This window comes from Paenibacillus sp. G2S3 (assembly GCF_030123105.1).
Lineage (GTDB): Bacteria > Bacillota > Bacilli > Paenibacillales > Paenibacillaceae > Paenibacillus_AQ.
This window is the reverse complement of the sequence record NZ_CP126095.1, coordinates 1,606,664-1,624,508: the sequence shown is the minus strand read 5'-3', so window position 1 is coordinate 1,624,508 and position 17,845 is coordinate 1,606,664. Positions and strand designations below refer to the sequence as shown.

At 47.2% G+C, this 17,845-nt stretch carries 12 protein-coding genes; 8 read left to right on the top strand and 4 right to left on the bottom strand.

Annotation, left to right across the window (positions count from 1 at the left end):
* Position 1: 1 nt before the first annotated feature.
* Both QNH28_RS07195 and QNH28_RS07190 read left to right on the top strand, forming a co-directional pair.
* Positions 2-1,009 carry a FecCD family ABC transporter permease gene (locus QNH28_RS07195; protein WP_283910772.1) on the top strand — a complete coding sequence of 336 codons (1,008 nt, stop codon included), beginning with the start codon at positions 2-4 and terminating at the stop codon, positions 1,007-1,009.
* Positions 1,006-2,013, top strand: a complete 1,008-nt coding sequence (locus QNH28_RS07190; RefSeq protein ID WP_283910771.1) for a FecCD family ABC transporter permease — start codon at positions 1,006-1,008, stop codon at positions 2,011-2,013. Before QNH28_RS07195 ends, QNH28_RS07190 begins: the two co-directional genes overlap by 4 nt.
* Positions 2,014-2,212: 199 nt before the next feature.
* Here QNH28_RS07190 and QNH28_RS07185 read toward each other — a convergent pair whose 3' ends face one another.
* Both QNH28_RS07185 and QNH28_RS07180 read right to left on the bottom strand, forming a co-directional pair.
* Positions 2,213-2,911 (bottom strand): SDR family oxidoreductase, encoded by a 699-nt coding sequence (locus QNH28_RS07185; protein ID WP_283910770.1) that lies wholly within the window; start codon positions 2,909-2,911, stop codon positions 2,213-2,215.
* A 2-nt stretch (positions 2,912-2,913) separates the two neighbouring features.
* The gene (locus QNH28_RS07180; RefSeq protein WP_283910769.1) at positions 2,914-3,378 is read right to left on the bottom strand and encodes a VOC family protein; all 465 of its coding nucleotides are present in this window, start codon (positions 3,376-3,378) and stop codon (positions 2,914-2,916) included.
* Positions 3,379-3,554: 176 nt separating this feature from the next.
* On the opposite strand from QNH28_RS07180, the gene QNH28_RS07175 reads away from it, so the two are divergent.
* Genes QNH28_RS07175 through QNH28_RS07165 form a run of 3 tightly spaced genes read left to right on the top strand, consistent with a single transcriptional unit; the run spans position 3,555 to position 6,579 of the window.
* The gene (locus QNH28_RS07175; RefSeq protein ID WP_283910768.1) at positions 3,555-4,436 is read left to right on the top strand and encodes a carbohydrate ABC transporter permease; all 882 of its coding nucleotides are present in this window, start codon (positions 3,555-3,557) and stop codon (positions 4,434-4,436) included.
* Positions 4,436-5,275, top strand: a complete 840-nt coding sequence (locus QNH28_RS07170; protein ID WP_283910767.1) for a carbohydrate ABC transporter permease — start codon at positions 4,436-4,438, stop codon at positions 5,273-5,275. The genes QNH28_RS07175 and QNH28_RS07170 overlap by 1 nt, the downstream gene beginning before the upstream one ends.
* 38 nt (positions 5,276-5,313) lie before the next feature.
* The gene (locus QNH28_RS07165; RefSeq protein ID WP_283910766.1) at positions 5,314-6,579 is read left to right on the top strand and encodes an ABC transporter substrate-binding protein; all 1,266 of its coding nucleotides are present in this window, start codon (positions 5,314-5,316) and stop codon (positions 6,577-6,579) included.
* A gap of 80 nt (positions 6,580-6,659) precedes the next feature.
* Here QNH28_RS07165 and QNH28_RS07160 read toward each other — a convergent pair whose 3' ends face one another.
* Entirely contained in the window at positions 6,660-7,241 is a 582-nt protein-coding gene (locus QNH28_RS07160; RefSeq protein WP_042185894.1) for a TetR/AcrR family transcriptional regulator, read from the bottom strand.
* Positions 7,242-7,534: 293 nt separating this feature from the next.
* Here QNH28_RS07160 and QNH28_RS07155 point away from each other — a divergent pair, with 293 nt between their 5' ends.
* The 3 genes from QNH28_RS07155 (at position 7,535) to QNH28_RS07145 (ending at position 12,249) form a co-directional block, all read left to right on the top strand.
* Complete coding sequence (locus tag QNH28_RS07155; RefSeq protein WP_283912077.1) at positions 7,535-8,977, top strand: DHA2 family efflux MFS transporter permease subunit; 1,443 nt, start codon at positions 7,535-7,537, stop codon at positions 8,975-8,977.
* A gap of 256 nt (positions 8,978-9,233) precedes the next feature.
* Positions 9,234-9,851 (top strand): TetR/AcrR family transcriptional regulator, encoded by a 618-nt coding sequence (locus QNH28_RS07150; RefSeq protein ID WP_283910765.1) that lies wholly within the window; start codon positions 9,234-9,236, stop codon positions 9,849-9,851.
* Positions 9,852-9,879: 28 nt separating this feature from the next.
* On the top strand, positions 9,880-12,249 hold the full coding sequence (locus QNH28_RS07145; protein ID WP_283910764.1) for an MMPL family transporter: 2,370 nt from the start codon (positions 9,880-9,882) through the stop codon (positions 12,247-12,249).
* Positions 12,250-12,968: 719 nt separating this feature from the next.
* Here the strand turns inward: QNH28_RS07145 and QNH28_RS07140 are convergent.
* Positions 12,969-17,582 (bottom strand): glycoside hydrolase family 10 protein, encoded by a 4,614-nt coding sequence (locus QNH28_RS07140; protein ID WP_283910763.1) that lies wholly within the window; start codon positions 17,580-17,582, stop codon positions 12,969-12,971.
* Positions 17,583-17,845 lie beyond the last annotated feature (263 nt).

The following is a 17,845-nucleotide window of genomic DNA, read 5'->3' as shown; positions in this document are numbered from 1 at the left end:
AATGACTACGAAGCAAACCTCCATTCCATTTTTTTACAAGCTGCTTGGTAGCGTATTGGTAATGGTTATATGCCTCGTGATTGCTATGCTATTCGGGGCTAAAGAAACCACCTTCAATGATCTGTGGCTTGCCATCACTTCAAATTCAAAGGCAGACAATGTCCTTATTCTCCGTGAGATCCGGCTGCCGCGCGAACTGGCCGCCATGCTGATCGGTGCTGCCTTTGCCGTATCCGGTGCTATTATGCAAGGAGTGACGCGCAATCCGCTAGCTGATCCAGGCCTGCTGGGTCTGACTTCGGGCGCTAATATGGCGCTGGCTCTTACATTTGTATTTCTGCCGGGACTGAATTATTTTGGTACTATGATCGCTTGTTTCTTCGGCGCTGCCCTAGGAGCCATGCTTGTTCTTATTCTCGGCTCTGTGCGTCAAGGTGGCTTCTCTCCGATCCGAATCGTACTCGCTGGCGCTGCGGTATCTGCATTCCTGTATGCTATCGCAAGTGGCGTAAGCATTGCCTTCAAAATATCCAAAGATGTATCCATGTGGACAGCGGGTGGATTGATCGGCACAACTTGGGGCCAGCTTCAGGCCATTGCGCCTGTGATCCTCATCGGCATCGTGGTGGCATTAATATTTTCAAACCAGTTAACGATTCTTAGCTTAAGCGACGAGGTAGCCATCGGATTAGGACAAAACCTTGCTTTAGTTAAAGGGATTCTATTCACTCTTATTATTCTGCTGACTGGAGCATCAGTCGCTCTAATTGGGGATATGGCTTTTGTAGGACTGATGATTCCGCATATTGTCCGTAAAATTGTAGGTACCGATTATCGGTATATTTTGCCAATTTCGATATTTACGGGTGCATCATTCATGCTTCTCGCGGATACGATTGGACGGACAATCCATGCACCTTATGAGACGCCGGTGGTCGCCGTCGTTGCTATGCTTGGGCTACCTTTCTTCTTGTTTGTTGTTCGGAAAGGAGGTAAAACACTCTCATGATGTCCTCTGCTCCCGTACGAAAGCAACGTATTATCCTATTTGTATGCGCCGGCTTGATTTTGCTAACAGCAATCGCCAGCATGGGAATCGGGTACTCTTCCTTATCTTTTGAAAGGCTGCTTCCGGTACTATTCGGGCACGGAACCTTTAAAGAGGACTTTGTATTATTCTCTGTAAGATTGCCGCGAATACTGATTACACTGCTGGCAGGTATGGCCTTAGCGTTATCCGGTTCCATTCTACAAAGCGTTACACGAAACGATCTAGCCGACCCTGGTATTATTGGTATCAACTCCGGTGCAGGTGTGGCTGTCGCTGCTTTCTTTCTCTTTTTCCCGGTTAGCGCCGGATCATTCATTTATGCGCTGCCGCTGGTTGCTTTTATAGGGGCATTACTTACGGCAGCGTTAATCTATCTTTTTTCATATAGTCGGACTAAGGGGCTTGACCCTACTCGGCTCGTGCTCGTTGGGGTAGGTTTCTCTCTAGCATTGTCTGGCGTTATGATCGTGATCATTTCATCCGCAGATCGTGCCAAGGTAGATTTTATTGCAAAATGGATCGCCGGGAATATATGGGGTACAGATTGGCCATTCATCTGGGCTTTACTGCCTTGGTTGATCCTACTAGTTCCCTTTACCCTGTACAAATCGCAGCGACTCAACCTGCTCAGCCTAAGTGAAGTCTCTGCCATTGGTGTCGGGCTGAATCTCGAACGTGAACGTATCGTTCTGATTCTCACGGCAGTTGCAGCTTCCGCCTCCGCGGTTTCCGTCACAGGCGGGATCGCCTTCATCGGACTGATGGCTCCACATATTGCGAAATCGCTAATCGGCCCGCGCAATCAGATGTTTATTCCCGTCGCTGTATTGCTGGGGGGCTGGTTACTTCTGATCGCGGACACCGTTGGCCGCAATCTCGTCGACCCTGACGGCATCCCGGCAGGGATCATGGTGTCGCTAATCGGCGTACCTTATTTCGCTTATTTATTGCTTAAGAAATAGGCAGTTCTATAAACAAAAAAGAGGACCTCGGCATAATTGCCGAGGTTCTCTTTACTGACCGCCTTTGTCCCGAGATTTCCACCTCGAAGAGCGGTGTATAATCAAGAAATCTGGGGACAACAACGGCCGGAAGTCCAATGATTCACCGCAGTGACTACTGAGCTTTTTGTTCGCAACTTTAGTTCAGCCTATATATCACCTAAATCTTCATATCCTTACCTTTATAATCTACAAACATGAAATGACCTTCTGGTGTAGTACGCTTCTCGATCAGATCAAGAATCCCCTCGGCACTATGATTAGGATTTGTCGGTGCCTCTGCCCCGCCCATATCCGTATGCATCCAGCCGGGATGCACGCTGAGCACTTGAATCCCGCGATCTTTTACATACACATGCAGCTGCTGTGAGAACATATTGAGCGCCGTTTTGGAAATGCCATAAGGATAGTCGTTCGGATAAGCATTCGTGATACTTCCAGCTTCCGACGATATATTGATTATCGAGCATTCAGGTTCCGTGAGTAACGGCAAGAAATGCTTAACCACTCGCATTGGTCCATACAGATTAATATCCATCGTTGTGAGCATATCTTGGAAATCCAACGCTTCAATCGATGTATCACGGGCGCTGAGCACCGCCGCATTATTAATAATGGCACCGAGCGTCCGTCCTTGTTCTTGTAGACTCGCAGCAAGTGCCGCGATTCCCGCCTCGTCCGTCACGTCCAGCGCAGCGATGGTTAGCTTATCTCCATAGGTTTCAGCAAGCTTCGATAGCGCTGTTTGTTCCTGATCGGGGCGGCGAACCCCTGCAATAACTCCATGGCCACGCTTCAGCGCTTCGGCCGCCAGTTCATAACCTAGTCCACGTCCAGCACCGGTAATGATAATATTCATAATTATTCCTCCCCGTTATCCTTATCGTTCTCTAGCAGCTCCACTATTACTTTTAACTCCTTGAAAGTGTCCATATAAGCGTAACGCCCCCCGGTATACTCACCCTTTTGCTGGAGTGGGAAGCCTTTGCCTTCGAGCAGCATAATCTTCTCCTTCATTCCATTAACCATAACAGCAATATGATGAGGTCCCTCCCCATGCTCATTCAAATAATCGCGCCACGTGCTCGGCTCATGATCGGGTTCAATCAATTCCAGCTGTAAGGAGCCCATATCATAAAAAGCCAGCTTTGCCCGCGCCTGCGTCGCCACGCCATTATGCCGGGTCTGCGCAATATCTTCTGTATCTGTAACGATAATTTCCGGCTTTTCGAGTCCAAAAAACTCCGCATATGCCGTACTTACCTTCTCAACATCATTCACCAATATTCCAATCTGCGTAACAAAATTACCAAGCAATCCTGACATGCGTATCAACCCCCTATTAGTCTGACAAGTCCACCATACCGATTCTTTGAAAGGGCTGTCAAGCCTGAGATGATATCATTCTGAAGCAGCGACAATTTCAAGTATGTTTGTTTCGGTTTATCACCAATCCGGTTATAGAAAGAAAAGTTTACATTAACAAAAAGGGGTGAAAAACGATGGACCATAGAAAAAGATCACGCCTGATGCAGCAGTTTGTTTTTGTCGGGCCAACTTCCTTGTTTTTCTTTATGATTGTGCTGATTCCTTTCTTTTTGGGACTCTATTATTCATTTACCAGCTGGAACGGAATCTCGCGTCATGTGGAGTGGACCGGGCTCCGGAATTATCTACATATCTTCACAAAGGACCCTTCCTTTCTTAATTCATTCTGGTTCACAGCGAAGTTCACTTTCTTCGGTCTAGTACTGACCAATCTGCTTGGCTTCGCACTCGCTTATGTGCTGACCCGCAAGCTATTCACCCGCAATGTCCTGAGAACGGTATTTTTTGTACCTCATGTTATTGGCGGACTTTTGCTCGGGTTCATTTGGCAGTTTATTTTTGTCAGAGGGTTCTCCTCGATTGGACAGGCTACTGGCTGGTCCTTCTTTAATCTTCCGTGGCTAGGCACCGGAGGGACGGCCTTCTGGGCGATTGTGATCGTATTTGTCTGGCAAAATGCAGGGTACCTAATGGTCATCTACATCTCTGCAATCAACAACGTTCCCAAGAGCCTGCTTGAAGCCTCTAAAGTGGATGGCGCTGGACGCTTTCAGGCTTTACGCCATGTCACTATCCCACTCGTTATGCCAGCTGTTACCGTCTGCCTATTTCTGTCTATCTCTTGGTCGTTTAAGCTGTTCGATCTTAACCTATCACTGACCAAGGGTGGTCCCTTCAAAGCTACCGAATCTGTAGCGTTGAATATTTACAATGAGGCCTACACCATCAGCCGGTTCGGAATGGGCTCGGCCAAAGCGATGATTTTCTTCGTTATTGTGGCCGTGATCTCCCTGCTACAGGTTAGAGCAACCAAGAAAAGAGAGGTGGAGCTGTAATGGAGACTACCGCCAAGAAATTCAATGTTCCCCTGCTGCTGATCGAACTGCTTGTGATCCTGCTGGGACTTTTATTCCTAGTACCGTTTTACTTTTTGCTGGCCAACTCAGTGAAAAGCTACAGCGAGATTCTTTCAGATTCCGCTGCGCTCCCCTCCGTATTCCAGTGGAGCAACTACGCCGAAGCTTGGAAAGCTATCGATTTTCCACATGCCTTCCTGAACTCTTTTATTATCACGGTGATTAGTAATATTCTGCTAGCGTTCCTCTGCTCTATGTGTGCCTATAAAATGGTACGCAATAACAGATTGTATAACCGCTTGCTTTATATTGCTTTAGTGGCCGCTATGGTTATCCCGTTTCAGGCGATCATGATTCCGCTGGTGCAAGTGGTTAGCGGTCTGGGTGTCATGGATTCAACCGCTGGTTTGATTCTAGCCTATCTTGGATTTGGCGCCCCGATGACTGTGTTTCTGTTCCATGGCTTCGTCAAATCGGTCCCTCTTGATATTGAAGAGGCTTCGAGAGTGGATGGCAGCAGTCCTTACGGTACCTTTTTCCGGATTGTGCTTCCACTCATGCAGCCGATAATTGTCACCGTCATTATTCTGAATACCCTGTGGATCTGGAACGATTACCTGATGCCTTCGCTTATTCTGCAGGACCCGGGGCTTCGCACCATTCCCATCGCCACTTATAGCTTTTTCGGACAATACACGAAGCAGTGGGATTTGGCACTTCCCGGACTCGTGCTCGGGATTACACCTGTGGTCATCTTTTTCCTAGCGATGCAAAAATATATTATCGAAGGCATTGCCCAAGGCTCTGTAAAGGGCTAACGATACACGTTATTTTCAGCCAGAGAGGATGAATGAATATGAGAACCAAACGTGGAATTCTCCTCGCATGCTCCCTGCTGCTGGCTACCCTGACAGCCGGCTGCGGACGCGGCAGCGACAATGCGAATGGAGTTAAAACCGTGCATATCTACCAGTTCAAGGTAGAAATATCTGAAGCACTAGCTTCGCTTAAGACCGAATTTGAGAAGGAACACCCCGATATTAGGCTGGAGATTCAGAGCGTGGGTGGCGGGACCGACTACGGCGCCTCCCTACGCGCCAAATTCTCTTCTGGGGATGAGCCGGATATCTTCACCATCGGTGGCAACAATGAACGTGATATGTGGCTGGAATATCTGGAGGATCTAAGCGGTGAAGCTTGGGCCAAGGATGTAAAGCCACTTGCAGCAGAACAAATGACCATAGATGGCAAGCTCTATGGCATGCCGATGAATCTTGAAGGATACGGCTTCATCTATAATAAGGATCTGTTTAAGAAGGCAGGCATCACCGAGAAACCCTTAACCCTAACCGCTCTGCGCGAAGCCTCCGAGAAATTAAAGGCGGCAGGCATCACACCTTTTGCGAATGGGTACCAGGAATGGTTCGTGCTCGGCAATCATAATGTGAACGTAGCTTTTGCTCAGCAGCCTGATCCCGAAGCTTTTATCGCCGGGCTTACGGACGGCTCCAAAACCTTCGCCGGAGACCCGATTTCCTCCAAATGGATCGACCTGCTGGACCTTACTGTAGAGTACGGCAACAAAAACCCGCTCTCAACCGACTATAATACCCAAGTCACTATGGTAGCGAGCGGAGAAGCCGCGATGATGCAGCAGGGCAACTGGACGCAAGGACAGATCGACGGCATCGATCCCAATCTTAATCTGGGTATCCTGCCGATGCCCATTGACGACACGCCCGCTGACAACGACAAGCTGTATGTAGGCGTACCAAGCAATTGGGTGATCAATAAAAATTCCCCCGTCAAGGAGGAAGCCAAGGTCTTCCTGAATTGGCTAGTCACCTCCGAGACCGGGAAAAAATATATCACTAAGGAATTTCAGTTCATCCCTGCGCTCGACAGCATTAAGGGCACCGAAGAAGATCTTGGAACGCTGGGCGCCGAGGTGCTAGCTTATACCGATAAGGATCAGGCGCTGACCTGGAACTGGACCCGCCTGCCGAACGGGATGCCGCAGGAATTATCCAGCAGCATTCAAGGCTATCTCGGTGGCAAGCTGACCAAGGAAGGCATGCTGAAGGAGTTCCAAGTCAACTGGGATAATCTCAGTGTGCAGTGAGTTACCCGCTCTGTACACGATCGTAAAGAAAAAGCCGCGCAGCGATGCACGGCTTTTTCTTTACGATCGTATTCATTTGACTAGTTCGCACGCAGCATACTAATTTGTCTGGCAAGATACACTGGCGTATAGGGCATGTCATCTCGAAGCCAAGAAATAACCGTGCCAATTAGGGCTGCTGAACCGTACCAAACGGCAATGTCCTTCTGTATGGGCATCTTGGAATGCTCAGCAGCACCCTCCTTTTTCTCCTGGTGTGCAGAGATGATTTCCGCCATCAAGTTGAACAGACGGTCTGTAAAAATAGGGCTTCTTTTCGATGTGAGTATCACTTTATAGAATTTGGCATTTTCCGCAATATGCTTAAGCAGACTCTCTAGTATCCTCAAATTCTCTTCTTCAACCGATTCGTGATCGTTGTCATCGTTGTTGACCACTTGTAAAATGTCCTCCACCATCTCATCCGCCATCTTTTCCAACATATCCGGGAGATCCCGATAATGCAGATAAAAAGTAACACGATTGATTTTAGCCCGCTCTGCAATACGGTTTACTGATATTTTCTCAATATCCATTTCCTCAAGCAATTCAATCACAGCATCTCTAAGCAATTGACGTGTACGAAGTACCCGGGGATCTGTACGTTGCGTTGTGTTATTCATCTTACTCTCTCCAATCTTTAACTTTCATATCGTAAACTACAATTTTTAAATAATTGTTGTTTTTAATGAGAAAACACTACAAATTTAAAACGAATGTAAACTATTTTACATTTTTTCGCAAATCGTTGCTTGATTACATGAAAATTTCATTTATAATCTAATTCATGCATTGTAAACTATACAACACACTGTAAATTTAGTCCATGATCAACGATTTGAAAGGATGGAGTGGAGTGAGTACAAAGACAGAAGTAACAAGCAGTTCCGTAAAAAAGGGACCCATCTTATTCATTATGATTTTGGGCGCCTTTCTTGCGACACTGAATCAGACTGTAATGAGCGTTGCCGTACCGGAGTTAATGCATGATTTTAATATCTCGGCTGCAACCGCTCAGTGGCTAACAACAGGCTATATGCTGGTTAATGGGGTTCTAATCCCAATTACAGCTTATTTGATGCAAAGGTTTACGACGCGAGAGCTTTTTCAAGCTTCCATGTTTATATTTTTGGCTGGAACGATCGTCTCGGCCATCGCAACAAACTTCCCTATTCTACTGACCGGGCGTATGATTCAGGCAGCTGGTGCTGGGATTATCATGCCGCTGCTCACAAATGTCATCTTGACCCTGTTCCCTCCTGCAAAGAGAGGGGCTGCCATGGGAATGGTAGGGTTAGCCATTATTTTCGCACCTGCGATTGGACCTACTTTGGCCGGATATATTTTGGAGCATTATTCTTGGGAAACTATGTTCTACGGCATGATTCCTTTGACTGTCATTGTAATCATCTGCGGATTTATTTATTTGAGAAATGTATCGGAACGTGTCTATCCCAAGTTGGATATTGTTAGCGTAGTTCTTTCTACTATCGGTTTTGGCACCTTGCTGTATGGCTTCAGCCGTGCTGCCAGCGCAGGATGGTCAAGCGCAGAAGTACTGTTCTCTCTTGGATTGGGTGTCCTTTCCCTTGGCTTGTTCGCTTGGAAGCAGCTCGCTTCCCAAAACCCACTGCTTGATCTTCGGGCCTTTAAATACAGTATGTTCTCCTTAACGACTGTCATCAGTATCGCAGTTACAATCGTGATGTATGCAGATATGATGCTGCTGCCTCTGTATCTGCAGAATGCCCGTGGCTTTACAGCGATGGAATCCGGCTTGCTGCTGCTTCCTGGTGCGCTCATTATGGGTTTATTGATGCCGGTAACTGGAAAGCTGTTCGACCGGTTCGGGGCAAAATGGCTGGCCATTATCGGTCTACTGATTACAATTGCAACTACGCTAAGCTTTGTTAATTTAACGGACTCAACCAGCTATATGTATCTGGTATATATGTCAACAGGGCGCCGGATCGGTATGGCTCTGCTTCTTATGCCTATACAAACTTTAGGGTTAAATCAATTACCCTCCAAGCTTAGTGCGCACGGTACTGCGATCTCCAACACCATTCGACAAGTGGCTGGCGCCGTGGGAACTTCCTTACTCGTCACCGTAATGACAAGCCGTACTACAACGCATATGAAGGATATGATGGCTGCAGGCAGCACACAGACCGGAACAAAGGAACATATGCTCATGGAAGCCTCTATCCAAGGTATCAATGATTCCTATCTAGTTATTGTGGGCATCGGTGTCCTCGGTCTGCTGCTCTCTTTCTTCATTAAACGTGTTGGGCAAGCGCCTGATTCTGAGCCAGAGCCCGAAGTGAAGCTCAAAAAAATCATTGCCAAAGAAGCTTGATAAATAGAAGCAATTAGCACTATTTATAGTAACTTGCAAAAGAGATCAGCGATGTTAATCATCGCTGATCTCTTTTTAGTCTAACAACTACTCTGTTACAAGCTCGGACGGTTCACTATCCTGTATCCTGAATATGACCTCCACCCATCTCTAAAAAAATTGCCCATTGCGCAATTTTGCCCTTTGGGCAATAATATAAAAATAGAAATTGAGCCCAGAGAGTTCTCTGTACTTAAGAAAGGAGATCGCATAGAATTTGAACCCCAAACCGACATTACGCGACAAAAAAAAAGAAGCCACGGCCTATGCTTTAGCCAAATCCGCCTTCGAGCTTGCGCTTGAAGTAGGTATGGACGGCTTCATCGTCGACGACGTTGTCCAGAAGGCCGGCTACTCCCGGCGGACCTTTGCCAACTACTTCTCGTGCAAAGAAGAGGCGGTAGCCGCATATTTTATCAGCAACTCTTCAAGAGAAGATAAGAGCATGTTATTCGAGAACCTGCCCCCAGATGCAACACCGCTGGATGCCTTGTACAAATTGTTCAAGCTGCAGTTTACTTCCGAGTTTCTGTATCAATTACGGCAGTTCGTATCGCTGGCTAATCAGTATCAGTCGCTGGAGCCTTATATCCTCAGCGTATTCCGCCGCCTGCAGATTGCCGCGCAGGAAGTGCTCGAACAGTTCACTCATGGACGTTATGCCGACGGATATACACATCTTCTCGCTGGTGCCGTTTACGGAGCGTTCGTGCCGATTCTGGATGGACGACTAAACGTCATGCTGCCAGGTGAAGAGCGGGATGAACACTCCGATGCCATATCGTTCGATCAATATCTAAATTCAATGTTCACTTATTTACGCAAAGGCTTCTAATTTAGAGATACAAAGGAGAAACCATAATATGTCAACATTTCTGTACCGATTGGGCAAATCAGCATATACCAAGCCCTGGTATTTCCTTACGGTCTGGATTCTGATTCTCGGTGTTATAGGCGCCCTGCTTGGTGTCAATGGCATCCAATCCAGCTCGGAAATGAAAATTGAAGGCACTGAATCGCAAAAAGTGCTGGATATGCTGGTCAAGGAACTTCCAGCGGCTGCTGGCGGTCAGGCGAGCGTTGCCTTCACCGCGCCTGATGGAGAACGGCTAGATACGCCGGAGAGATCAGCACTGATTCTGAAGGCTATAAATGATGTCTACAGCATGGACTATATCATCAATCCTGCTGAACTGGCCGCGCAAGCCGCGGCAGCTGCGGGGCAAGCTGCAGGAGCAGACCCAGCAGCAGCTGCCGGTGGTCAGACTGCCGCTGCGGACCCTTCGGCGGCTGCGAGTCAGACAGACGCTACGGGTCAAGCTACTGCGGCAGCTCAGGCCGCTCCTTATGGACCACTAATCGTTGATGGTGCTCCTGTTCCCGGCGTTATGCTGTCCGCCGACGGCAGCATCGCCCTGTTCCAATTCCAGTTCACGGTTCAGCAGACATCTCTCCCCTCTTCTGTACCAGATAACGTTATTAAGGCTGTAACCGAAGTCGAGCAGGCAGGCTCCGGGATCACAGCCATTCCGAGTGATTCACTCAAAAGCACACCGTCCATCGGATCTACAGAAGCGATCGGCGTAGCCGTCGCAGCAGTTGTGCTGTTTATTACGCTCGGTTCCATTGTTGCAGCCGGACTCCCGCTGATCACCGCGCTCCTTGGCGTCGCGATTAGCGTCGGCGGTGCTTTTGCGCTTTCTAATATTGTGCATATGAATGACATTACACCTATTCTCGCAGTCATGATCGGTCTGGCTGTCGGTATCGACTACTCCTTATTTATCGTGAACCGGCAGCGACGGTTAATTCTCGATGAGAACTTAAGTGCCAAGGAAGCGGCAAGCAGAGCTGTCGGCACCGCCGGCAGTGCAGTATTCTTCGCCGGACTGACCGTCATCATCGCCCTTTGCGGCATGTTGGTCATCGGCATCGGCTTCTTGTCGACCATGGCTCTCGTTGCTGCTGTCAGCGTTCTGATCACTGTTCTGTTGGCACTTACCCTCCTACCTGCGCTATTGGGTCTGGTCGGCGAACGGATCTGCACCGCCAAGGCTCGTTCAAAGAACGTAGCTTCCGCGAACAAAGCCCGTCACGGGTTCTCACACCGCTGGGCGAACGCTACGGTGAAATACCGCTGGGCTATCATTGTTCTAGTGGTTCTGGTTCTTGGCACAGCGGCGATTCCAGTAACCAAAATGGAGCTTGGTATTCCTTCTGGAGCTTCAGCAAACCTGGACACCCCAGCACGTCAGAGCTATGACATCATCTCCAAGGGCTTCGGCGAAGGGTTTAACGGTCCGCTGCTACTGGTGGCCCAACCAAACAACCCGTCCGACAAGATTTCCATGCAGACACTTGGCAAGCTGGTTCAAGAGTTGCAAATGCATGATAACGTCACGCTGGTGTCCCCAATGGGCGTCAACGCGACCGGAGATATTGCTATTATCAGTCTAATCCCTAAAACCGGCCCTACAGATACAAAAACGAGAGATCTGGTGCAGGATCTGCGCGATCCCGCTTCCAGCCTCGCATCAGCAAATGATGTAACACTTGGCGTGACCGGTTTCACTGCGATCAATATCGATATGTCTTCCAAGTTATCCGACGCATTTCCCCTGTATATTGGCATCATCGTAATTCTATCGCTAATTATTCTGTTACTCGTTTTCCGGTCAGTCATCGTTCCGATCAAGGCGACGATAGGCTTTATTCTCAGTGTCCTCGCTACTTTTGGCCTAACCACGGCCGTCTACCAGTGGGGATGGCTGCACTCCCTGTTTGGTTTTGACACGGGAGGCCCACTGCTAAGCTTTATGCCAATTTTGGTCACTGGTATTCTGTACGGGCTGGCGATGGATTATCAGGTATTCCTGGTTAGCTCCATGCGTGAGGCTTACGTCCATGGACGTCATGGCAACGACAGTGTCGTTCACGGTTACGATCTCGCTAGCCGCGTCGTGCTTGCCGCAGGCGTAATCATGGTTTCCGTCTTCGCTGGCTTCATCTTCGCACCTGATGCGATGATTAAGCAGATCGGATTCGCACTGGCCTTCGGCATCCTGATCGATGCTTTCATCATCCGTATGACGCTCGTTCCGGCGGTAATGGCCGTCTTCGGCGACAAAGCCTGGTGGCTTCCGAAATGGTTGGACCGTCTGCTCCCGAACCTAGATGTCGAGGGCGATAAGCTGATCGCCATGCTTAATGCCAAGGGAGAAAGTAAGAAATAAGATGAGGACAGCCTTTGAACTGTCCTCCCAAATTTTGAAGAGCATGACCCTGCGAACTACCTGCAGGGTCTGCTTTACTTTTTACGGCATTGATGTTGCCTATGTCAGAGAAATCTTCTCTATATTGATCGACGAACAAAATTACCCTATTGGGTGAGTTGGCTTCTGTTAGTTTAAATTTGTAGCTTACGAAGCACAACTTGTTGTACTTTCCACAGATTTTCGGTGGTTTGGCGAGTAAAAACTTCAATGTAGAGGAGCATTTTACTTTAGGTGGAACGTGTTATAGGGAAATCCTCCCTATAAATTAGCTCACAGCTGTTATATGAGCAGATTATACGGGATTTCTACCTATATATTGGCTAATTTCAATAAAATACACCGAGTCCAGCTGAATTATAGGGATAATTTCCCTATAATCTATCCACATGATCTTTTAATGTAGAATTATAGGGAAGATTTCCCCATAATTTTATAGGTTTGACCCTGAAGCAGAGGAACAAAAAGCAACTTCTATGAAGAAGCCAATAAACACGGGCTCCGGCACTCCTTTCGTGCACCCCTTGAACTCATTTCTGGCATAGCCATATCCGTTGTGTCCTATACAAAACAAGAACAGCGATCCTCCAAGATGGGAAAATCGCTGTTCTTCTGTTGTTTACAGGTTTTTAAATATTACTTGCTACCAACTATAAAGACGTCTTCTCTCTAAACTGAGCCTACAGCTTCCAGATGCGATACAAGATAACTGCTGCTTCAGCACGGGTAAGCGTGTCGTTAGGTGCAATTCTACCATTCTTACCGTTCACAACTCCGAATTTGATCAACAATGATGCACTGTCTTTCGCGTAGCTGGAGATACTTGCTTCATCGAGATAAGCATTTAAAGCTCCGCTCGCCTTGACTTGCTTGCCGGATAACGCCAGTGCCCGTGCGGTCAGCACCATCATATCTTGACGAGAGATATCACTGTGTGGTCGGAACGTATCATCTTCAAAGCCTGTGGCAATTCCCAGTTCCTTCGCGATGACCAGTTCATCATAATAATAGTCCGTCTTTTGGACATCGCTGAACAATGCTGCACTTTTGCCTGTTCCCTTCAGTTCAAGCGCTCTCACGAGAAGAGCAATGAAATCCGCTCGCTTAATAGAATCTGCAGGTGAGAAGCTATTCATGCTCGTTCCTTGGATGACATCGCGAGCTGCCATAACATCTATGGCTTGTTTCGCCCAAGATACGTTCTGCAGGTCACCGAAGTTTTTCTTTACAAAGGTTACTGCATAAATGCTGAAGTGAGTCGTTTGAAATACAACCTTTTGGGTTGCAGCATCATATCGACCGTTCCGAACCGGTACTACGTTGCCGTTATCATCGATGTACCAAACAACGATTAAATCTGGATTACTTATTTCCTCCGCTGTCGGTGTGTAAGGAATGGATACTGTTACAGGCGCGTTAGGGTTATTCCACGGAATGACTTTATCGCCTGATACTACGCTTAGATCAATAACTGGGTGATTGCCAATCAAATTGCGGGTAGCTGCACTCAGGCTGTCCGCAGAGACTTTACTTATGCGTATGGACACTTGCTCAGCATGATCTGTTAAGTCGGGTAGCATATTGCTTGGAATTTGGATTGTAGCATTTTCCGTCTTAAGCAATAGCTCAAAGTTTTCTTTCCCCATCAAGCTTTGGGTAGGCAATTGTATATCATACACTTTCGCATCCATTTGCTTTGGCACTTCGATTACGATTTGTTTCTTGCCGTTTGCCGCTGCGGTAGCCTGTTCAAGCGCTTTTTTCAAGCTATCGCTGGAGATCGTACCTATAGCATGCCCGTTACCGGATTTCATCTCCGGTGTAATCGTAACAACACCATCTTTGTATGCAATGACTACAGGCTGTGGAACTGTTACCGCACTACCGGTGTTGCTGCTACCAGTTGGTTCATTGGTTGGCGCTGGTGTCGCTGTTGGTACAGGTGTTGGAGTTGCTGATGGTTCCGTTGTCGATATTGGTGTTACTGTTGGATCCGGCGTCGATGTTGGTGTTGGCGTTGGCGTTGCTGTTGGATCCGGTGTTGGTGTTGGTGTTGGTGTTGGTGTTGGTGTTGGTGTTGGTGTTGGTGTTGGTGTTGGTTCCGTATCAGTAGATTTCCCCTTGAGGGTAAGTACACCGTAAACAGATGTGTCCATATATCCGGTACCGGTTGTATCGTTCCAAGCTGCAACACTTTGACGTGAGCCGTCTTTAGCATCATTGATCTGTACATCGAAACCAAGCTTTGTATCGTCATCCGGAGTTATCCCATGAAGCGGAATCTTCACTTCAACCGTGTAATTTGTTCCGGAAATGTGAGTCGCCGATTCGAAACCAGCTGCGATGCTTGTGGGATTAAATGAAGTCTCGTTGTCAAAATTGACTCTGTACTGCCCATCATCCTCTTGATAGAACGTTGTTTTCCCATTGTTTTGATCCACGAAGATTTCAACCGAATCCTGTTCATGCGCATTCACACTGCTCTTATCAAGCTGCGTATCGCTAACCTGGATCAGGACATAAAGATTTTGATCATCCCAGAGTGCTTTTGCCACTCCGCTCGCTCCCTGCCAAGCTGTTTGATAACGGTTGATCGGCATTTCAGCGGTCTGGCTCCAGATCTCGTCAACCGTTCCATCAATGACAGGTGCAGCGAATTTGGCGGTCGAATGATTGGCTTCAACCGTTTCAGGCTCATGCTCTTCAATGAAGGTATCAGGATCGATAACGCCATAGTATGCTGGCTTGGCTTGCAAGTTCTTATCGAACAGCAGTGGATTAGAAGAAGCTCTCCAGCTCGTGTTATCATCCATACCCCAGAAGGTAACGCGTTTGATATGCTCATCGTTAGCTCTGAAGATATTTAACAACTGCGCATACAGATAACCTTGCGCATTAGCGAGCTTCTCAGAAAGCTGATAGTTGCTTCCAGCCTGAATGTCCAGCTCGGTAATGCTAACTTCGACGCCCAAGGAAATAAACTTCTCCAAGGACCGCTCCACATTTTCTGGGTTTGTATTGATGCTGTAATGTGCTTGCATGCCGACTCCATCAACAAGCAATTTACCAGGGTGGGTCAGCGCATACTTATCATTAATTTCTTTGACCATACTGTAGATGGCCTGCGCTTTATTCTGATTATCTTCATTATAATCGTTGTAATAAAGCTTAATATCCCAATCAGGATTCTCATCTAGCACTTCTCTTGCCGCCAGAAACGCCTGCTCTACGTAGTCTGCACCGATGGCACTTTTCCATGGAGCGGATCGCAGTGCAGTTTTCCAATCCGATGGGTTAGATGGGTTATCACTCATCGCTTCATTGACAACATCCCAGGAGATCACCTTATCGCCAAAATGCTCCATGACGGTTTTGATATGCGCCCTCAAATTCTCTAGAGCCTCATCCCCTCCCAAGGGGATCGTGTTGTTCTCAGCATCTGTTGTTGTATTCAGCCATGCTGGTGATTGCTGATGCCATACCAGCACATGTCCATGCATCTGCATTCCCTCATCCAACACTTTATCTACAAGCTCATCCGCACCGGTGAAGGTGAAGTTGCCCTTTGTAGGCTGCAACGCATCCGGCTTCATGGCATTACCTGCCGTAGCGACATTATGATGCATTTTCAGAAGTTCAAGTCTGACACCTTCCAAATCCTCCGCAGATATTGCATTTCCGATCAAAAAATGATCTTCATAAGCATCTTTAATCGGAATAAGATCCTTTTGAATACCAACCGGACCCGATCCTGTTTTTTCAAAGCTGATGTCGTCGATGTAAAAAGATGCAGTACTGTTACTTGAGCTTTCCACGTAAATGGTCAAATACTCGCTGCTTACATTGTTATAGCGGTATGTGCCTTCGAACTGAATCCAGCCATCGTTTGCGCTGATGGTTTTAGGCGCGAGTTGTACATAATTGGCGCTGCTTCCATTGCCAACCTGGGTAGACAGCTGAAGCTGGGAGCTTGCAGGCTGGATCAGCTTGACCCATAACGAAATTTTATATTCGTAGCCCTTGTCCACATATTTCTCCACACGTAATGAAGGTCCATGCCAAGTACTCGTTCTGCCCTCTACCTTTAAAGCGTATGAACCCTTATCCGTATGATTGTCTTCATCCGTAATAGTAAGCGTTTCGCTACCTGCTCTGCCTTCAAAACCACCTGCCTTTTGATCCTCAAAAGTAATCGTGGTAAAAGGTAACGCTGGATCTCTAGGTGGTTCTGGTGTTGGCGATGGTGTCGGTGTCGTAGTCACCTTTTCTGTAACCAACACATCACCGATATAGAACGGAACGGCTTTCCCTATCGCGTTCGATTGGACGCGAAGTTTCGTATCTTTACTCGTATCTACGGTGAATTCTTTCGTCAAAGTGATCCCTTTGCCAGCTTCATAATCCACACTTACCAAAAGGGCATAGCTGCCTATCGCTTGTATATAAGCTTGTGCACCGCTAGGAACAGTCACATCAGGATCAACGTACACTGTTGCGGTCACCGTGTAGGTTTTACCATTTGCCAGGCCTATGTCGCTAAATTTAAAATCAGCCGCGTCCCAGTCATTTGTTCTATTGCTAACATATAATGCGGCACCATCAGCATTACCAGCAAAAACCTTACCGGTGACAGCTGTTAGATTAGCACTACCTGATTGTGTAGCTAAACCCTTGCCACTCACAAAAGATTCGTGGTAAATTTCTTTATCCGTTTCTGTGACTACTTTTTTTGAAGTGATGAGAAGGTCCCCAATGTAGAATGGAACTGTTTTCCCGTCATCATTCGATTGAACGCGAAGTTTCGTATCTTTACTCGTATCCACAGTGAATTCTTTAGTTAAGGTGATCGCTTTACCTGCTTCATAGTTCACGTTTGCCAAAAGGCCATAACTGTCTATAGTTTGAAGATAAGCTTGTGCACCACTAGGTATAGTCACACCAGCATCTACATACACAGTTGCAGTCACTGTATAGGTTTTGCCGTTCTCTAGGCCCATGTCGCTGAATTTGAAATCCGCCGCGTCATAGTTATTTGTTCTGTTGCTTACATATAAAGCTGCACCGTCTGTATTACCGGCAAAAACTTTATCCGTGACAGGCGTAAGACTAGCACTGCCCGATTGGCCTGCGATGCCTTTGCCATTCGCAAAGGTTTCGTGATATACCATAACTGAGTCTGATGGTATTATCGTATCGGGTGCTGCAGCTTCCGTAATCGGAGCCAGCCAACCTGATGGAATAAGCAAAGCAGCTGCGAGTAAGATCGAGATGACTTGTTTAAACATTCTACTCATTTGTTGCATTCCTCCTCCAGTGATTTTTGGAAATTAGGTCCTCACCTAAATTTTCTAGAACCAGCCCTTTAAACATAGCCGGCTTTTTCCTTACAGATTCACCTCCATTTGTAACCGCTTACATATGTGCTTACACCATTTTACAACTCCGATACAATTGACAACTATACTAATACTAAAGGTGTTACCCCCCATAATCATAGGAAAACACACGCATGATCAAAGAATCCCCTCTGTTCTCTCATGTAAAAAGACCTCTTCAT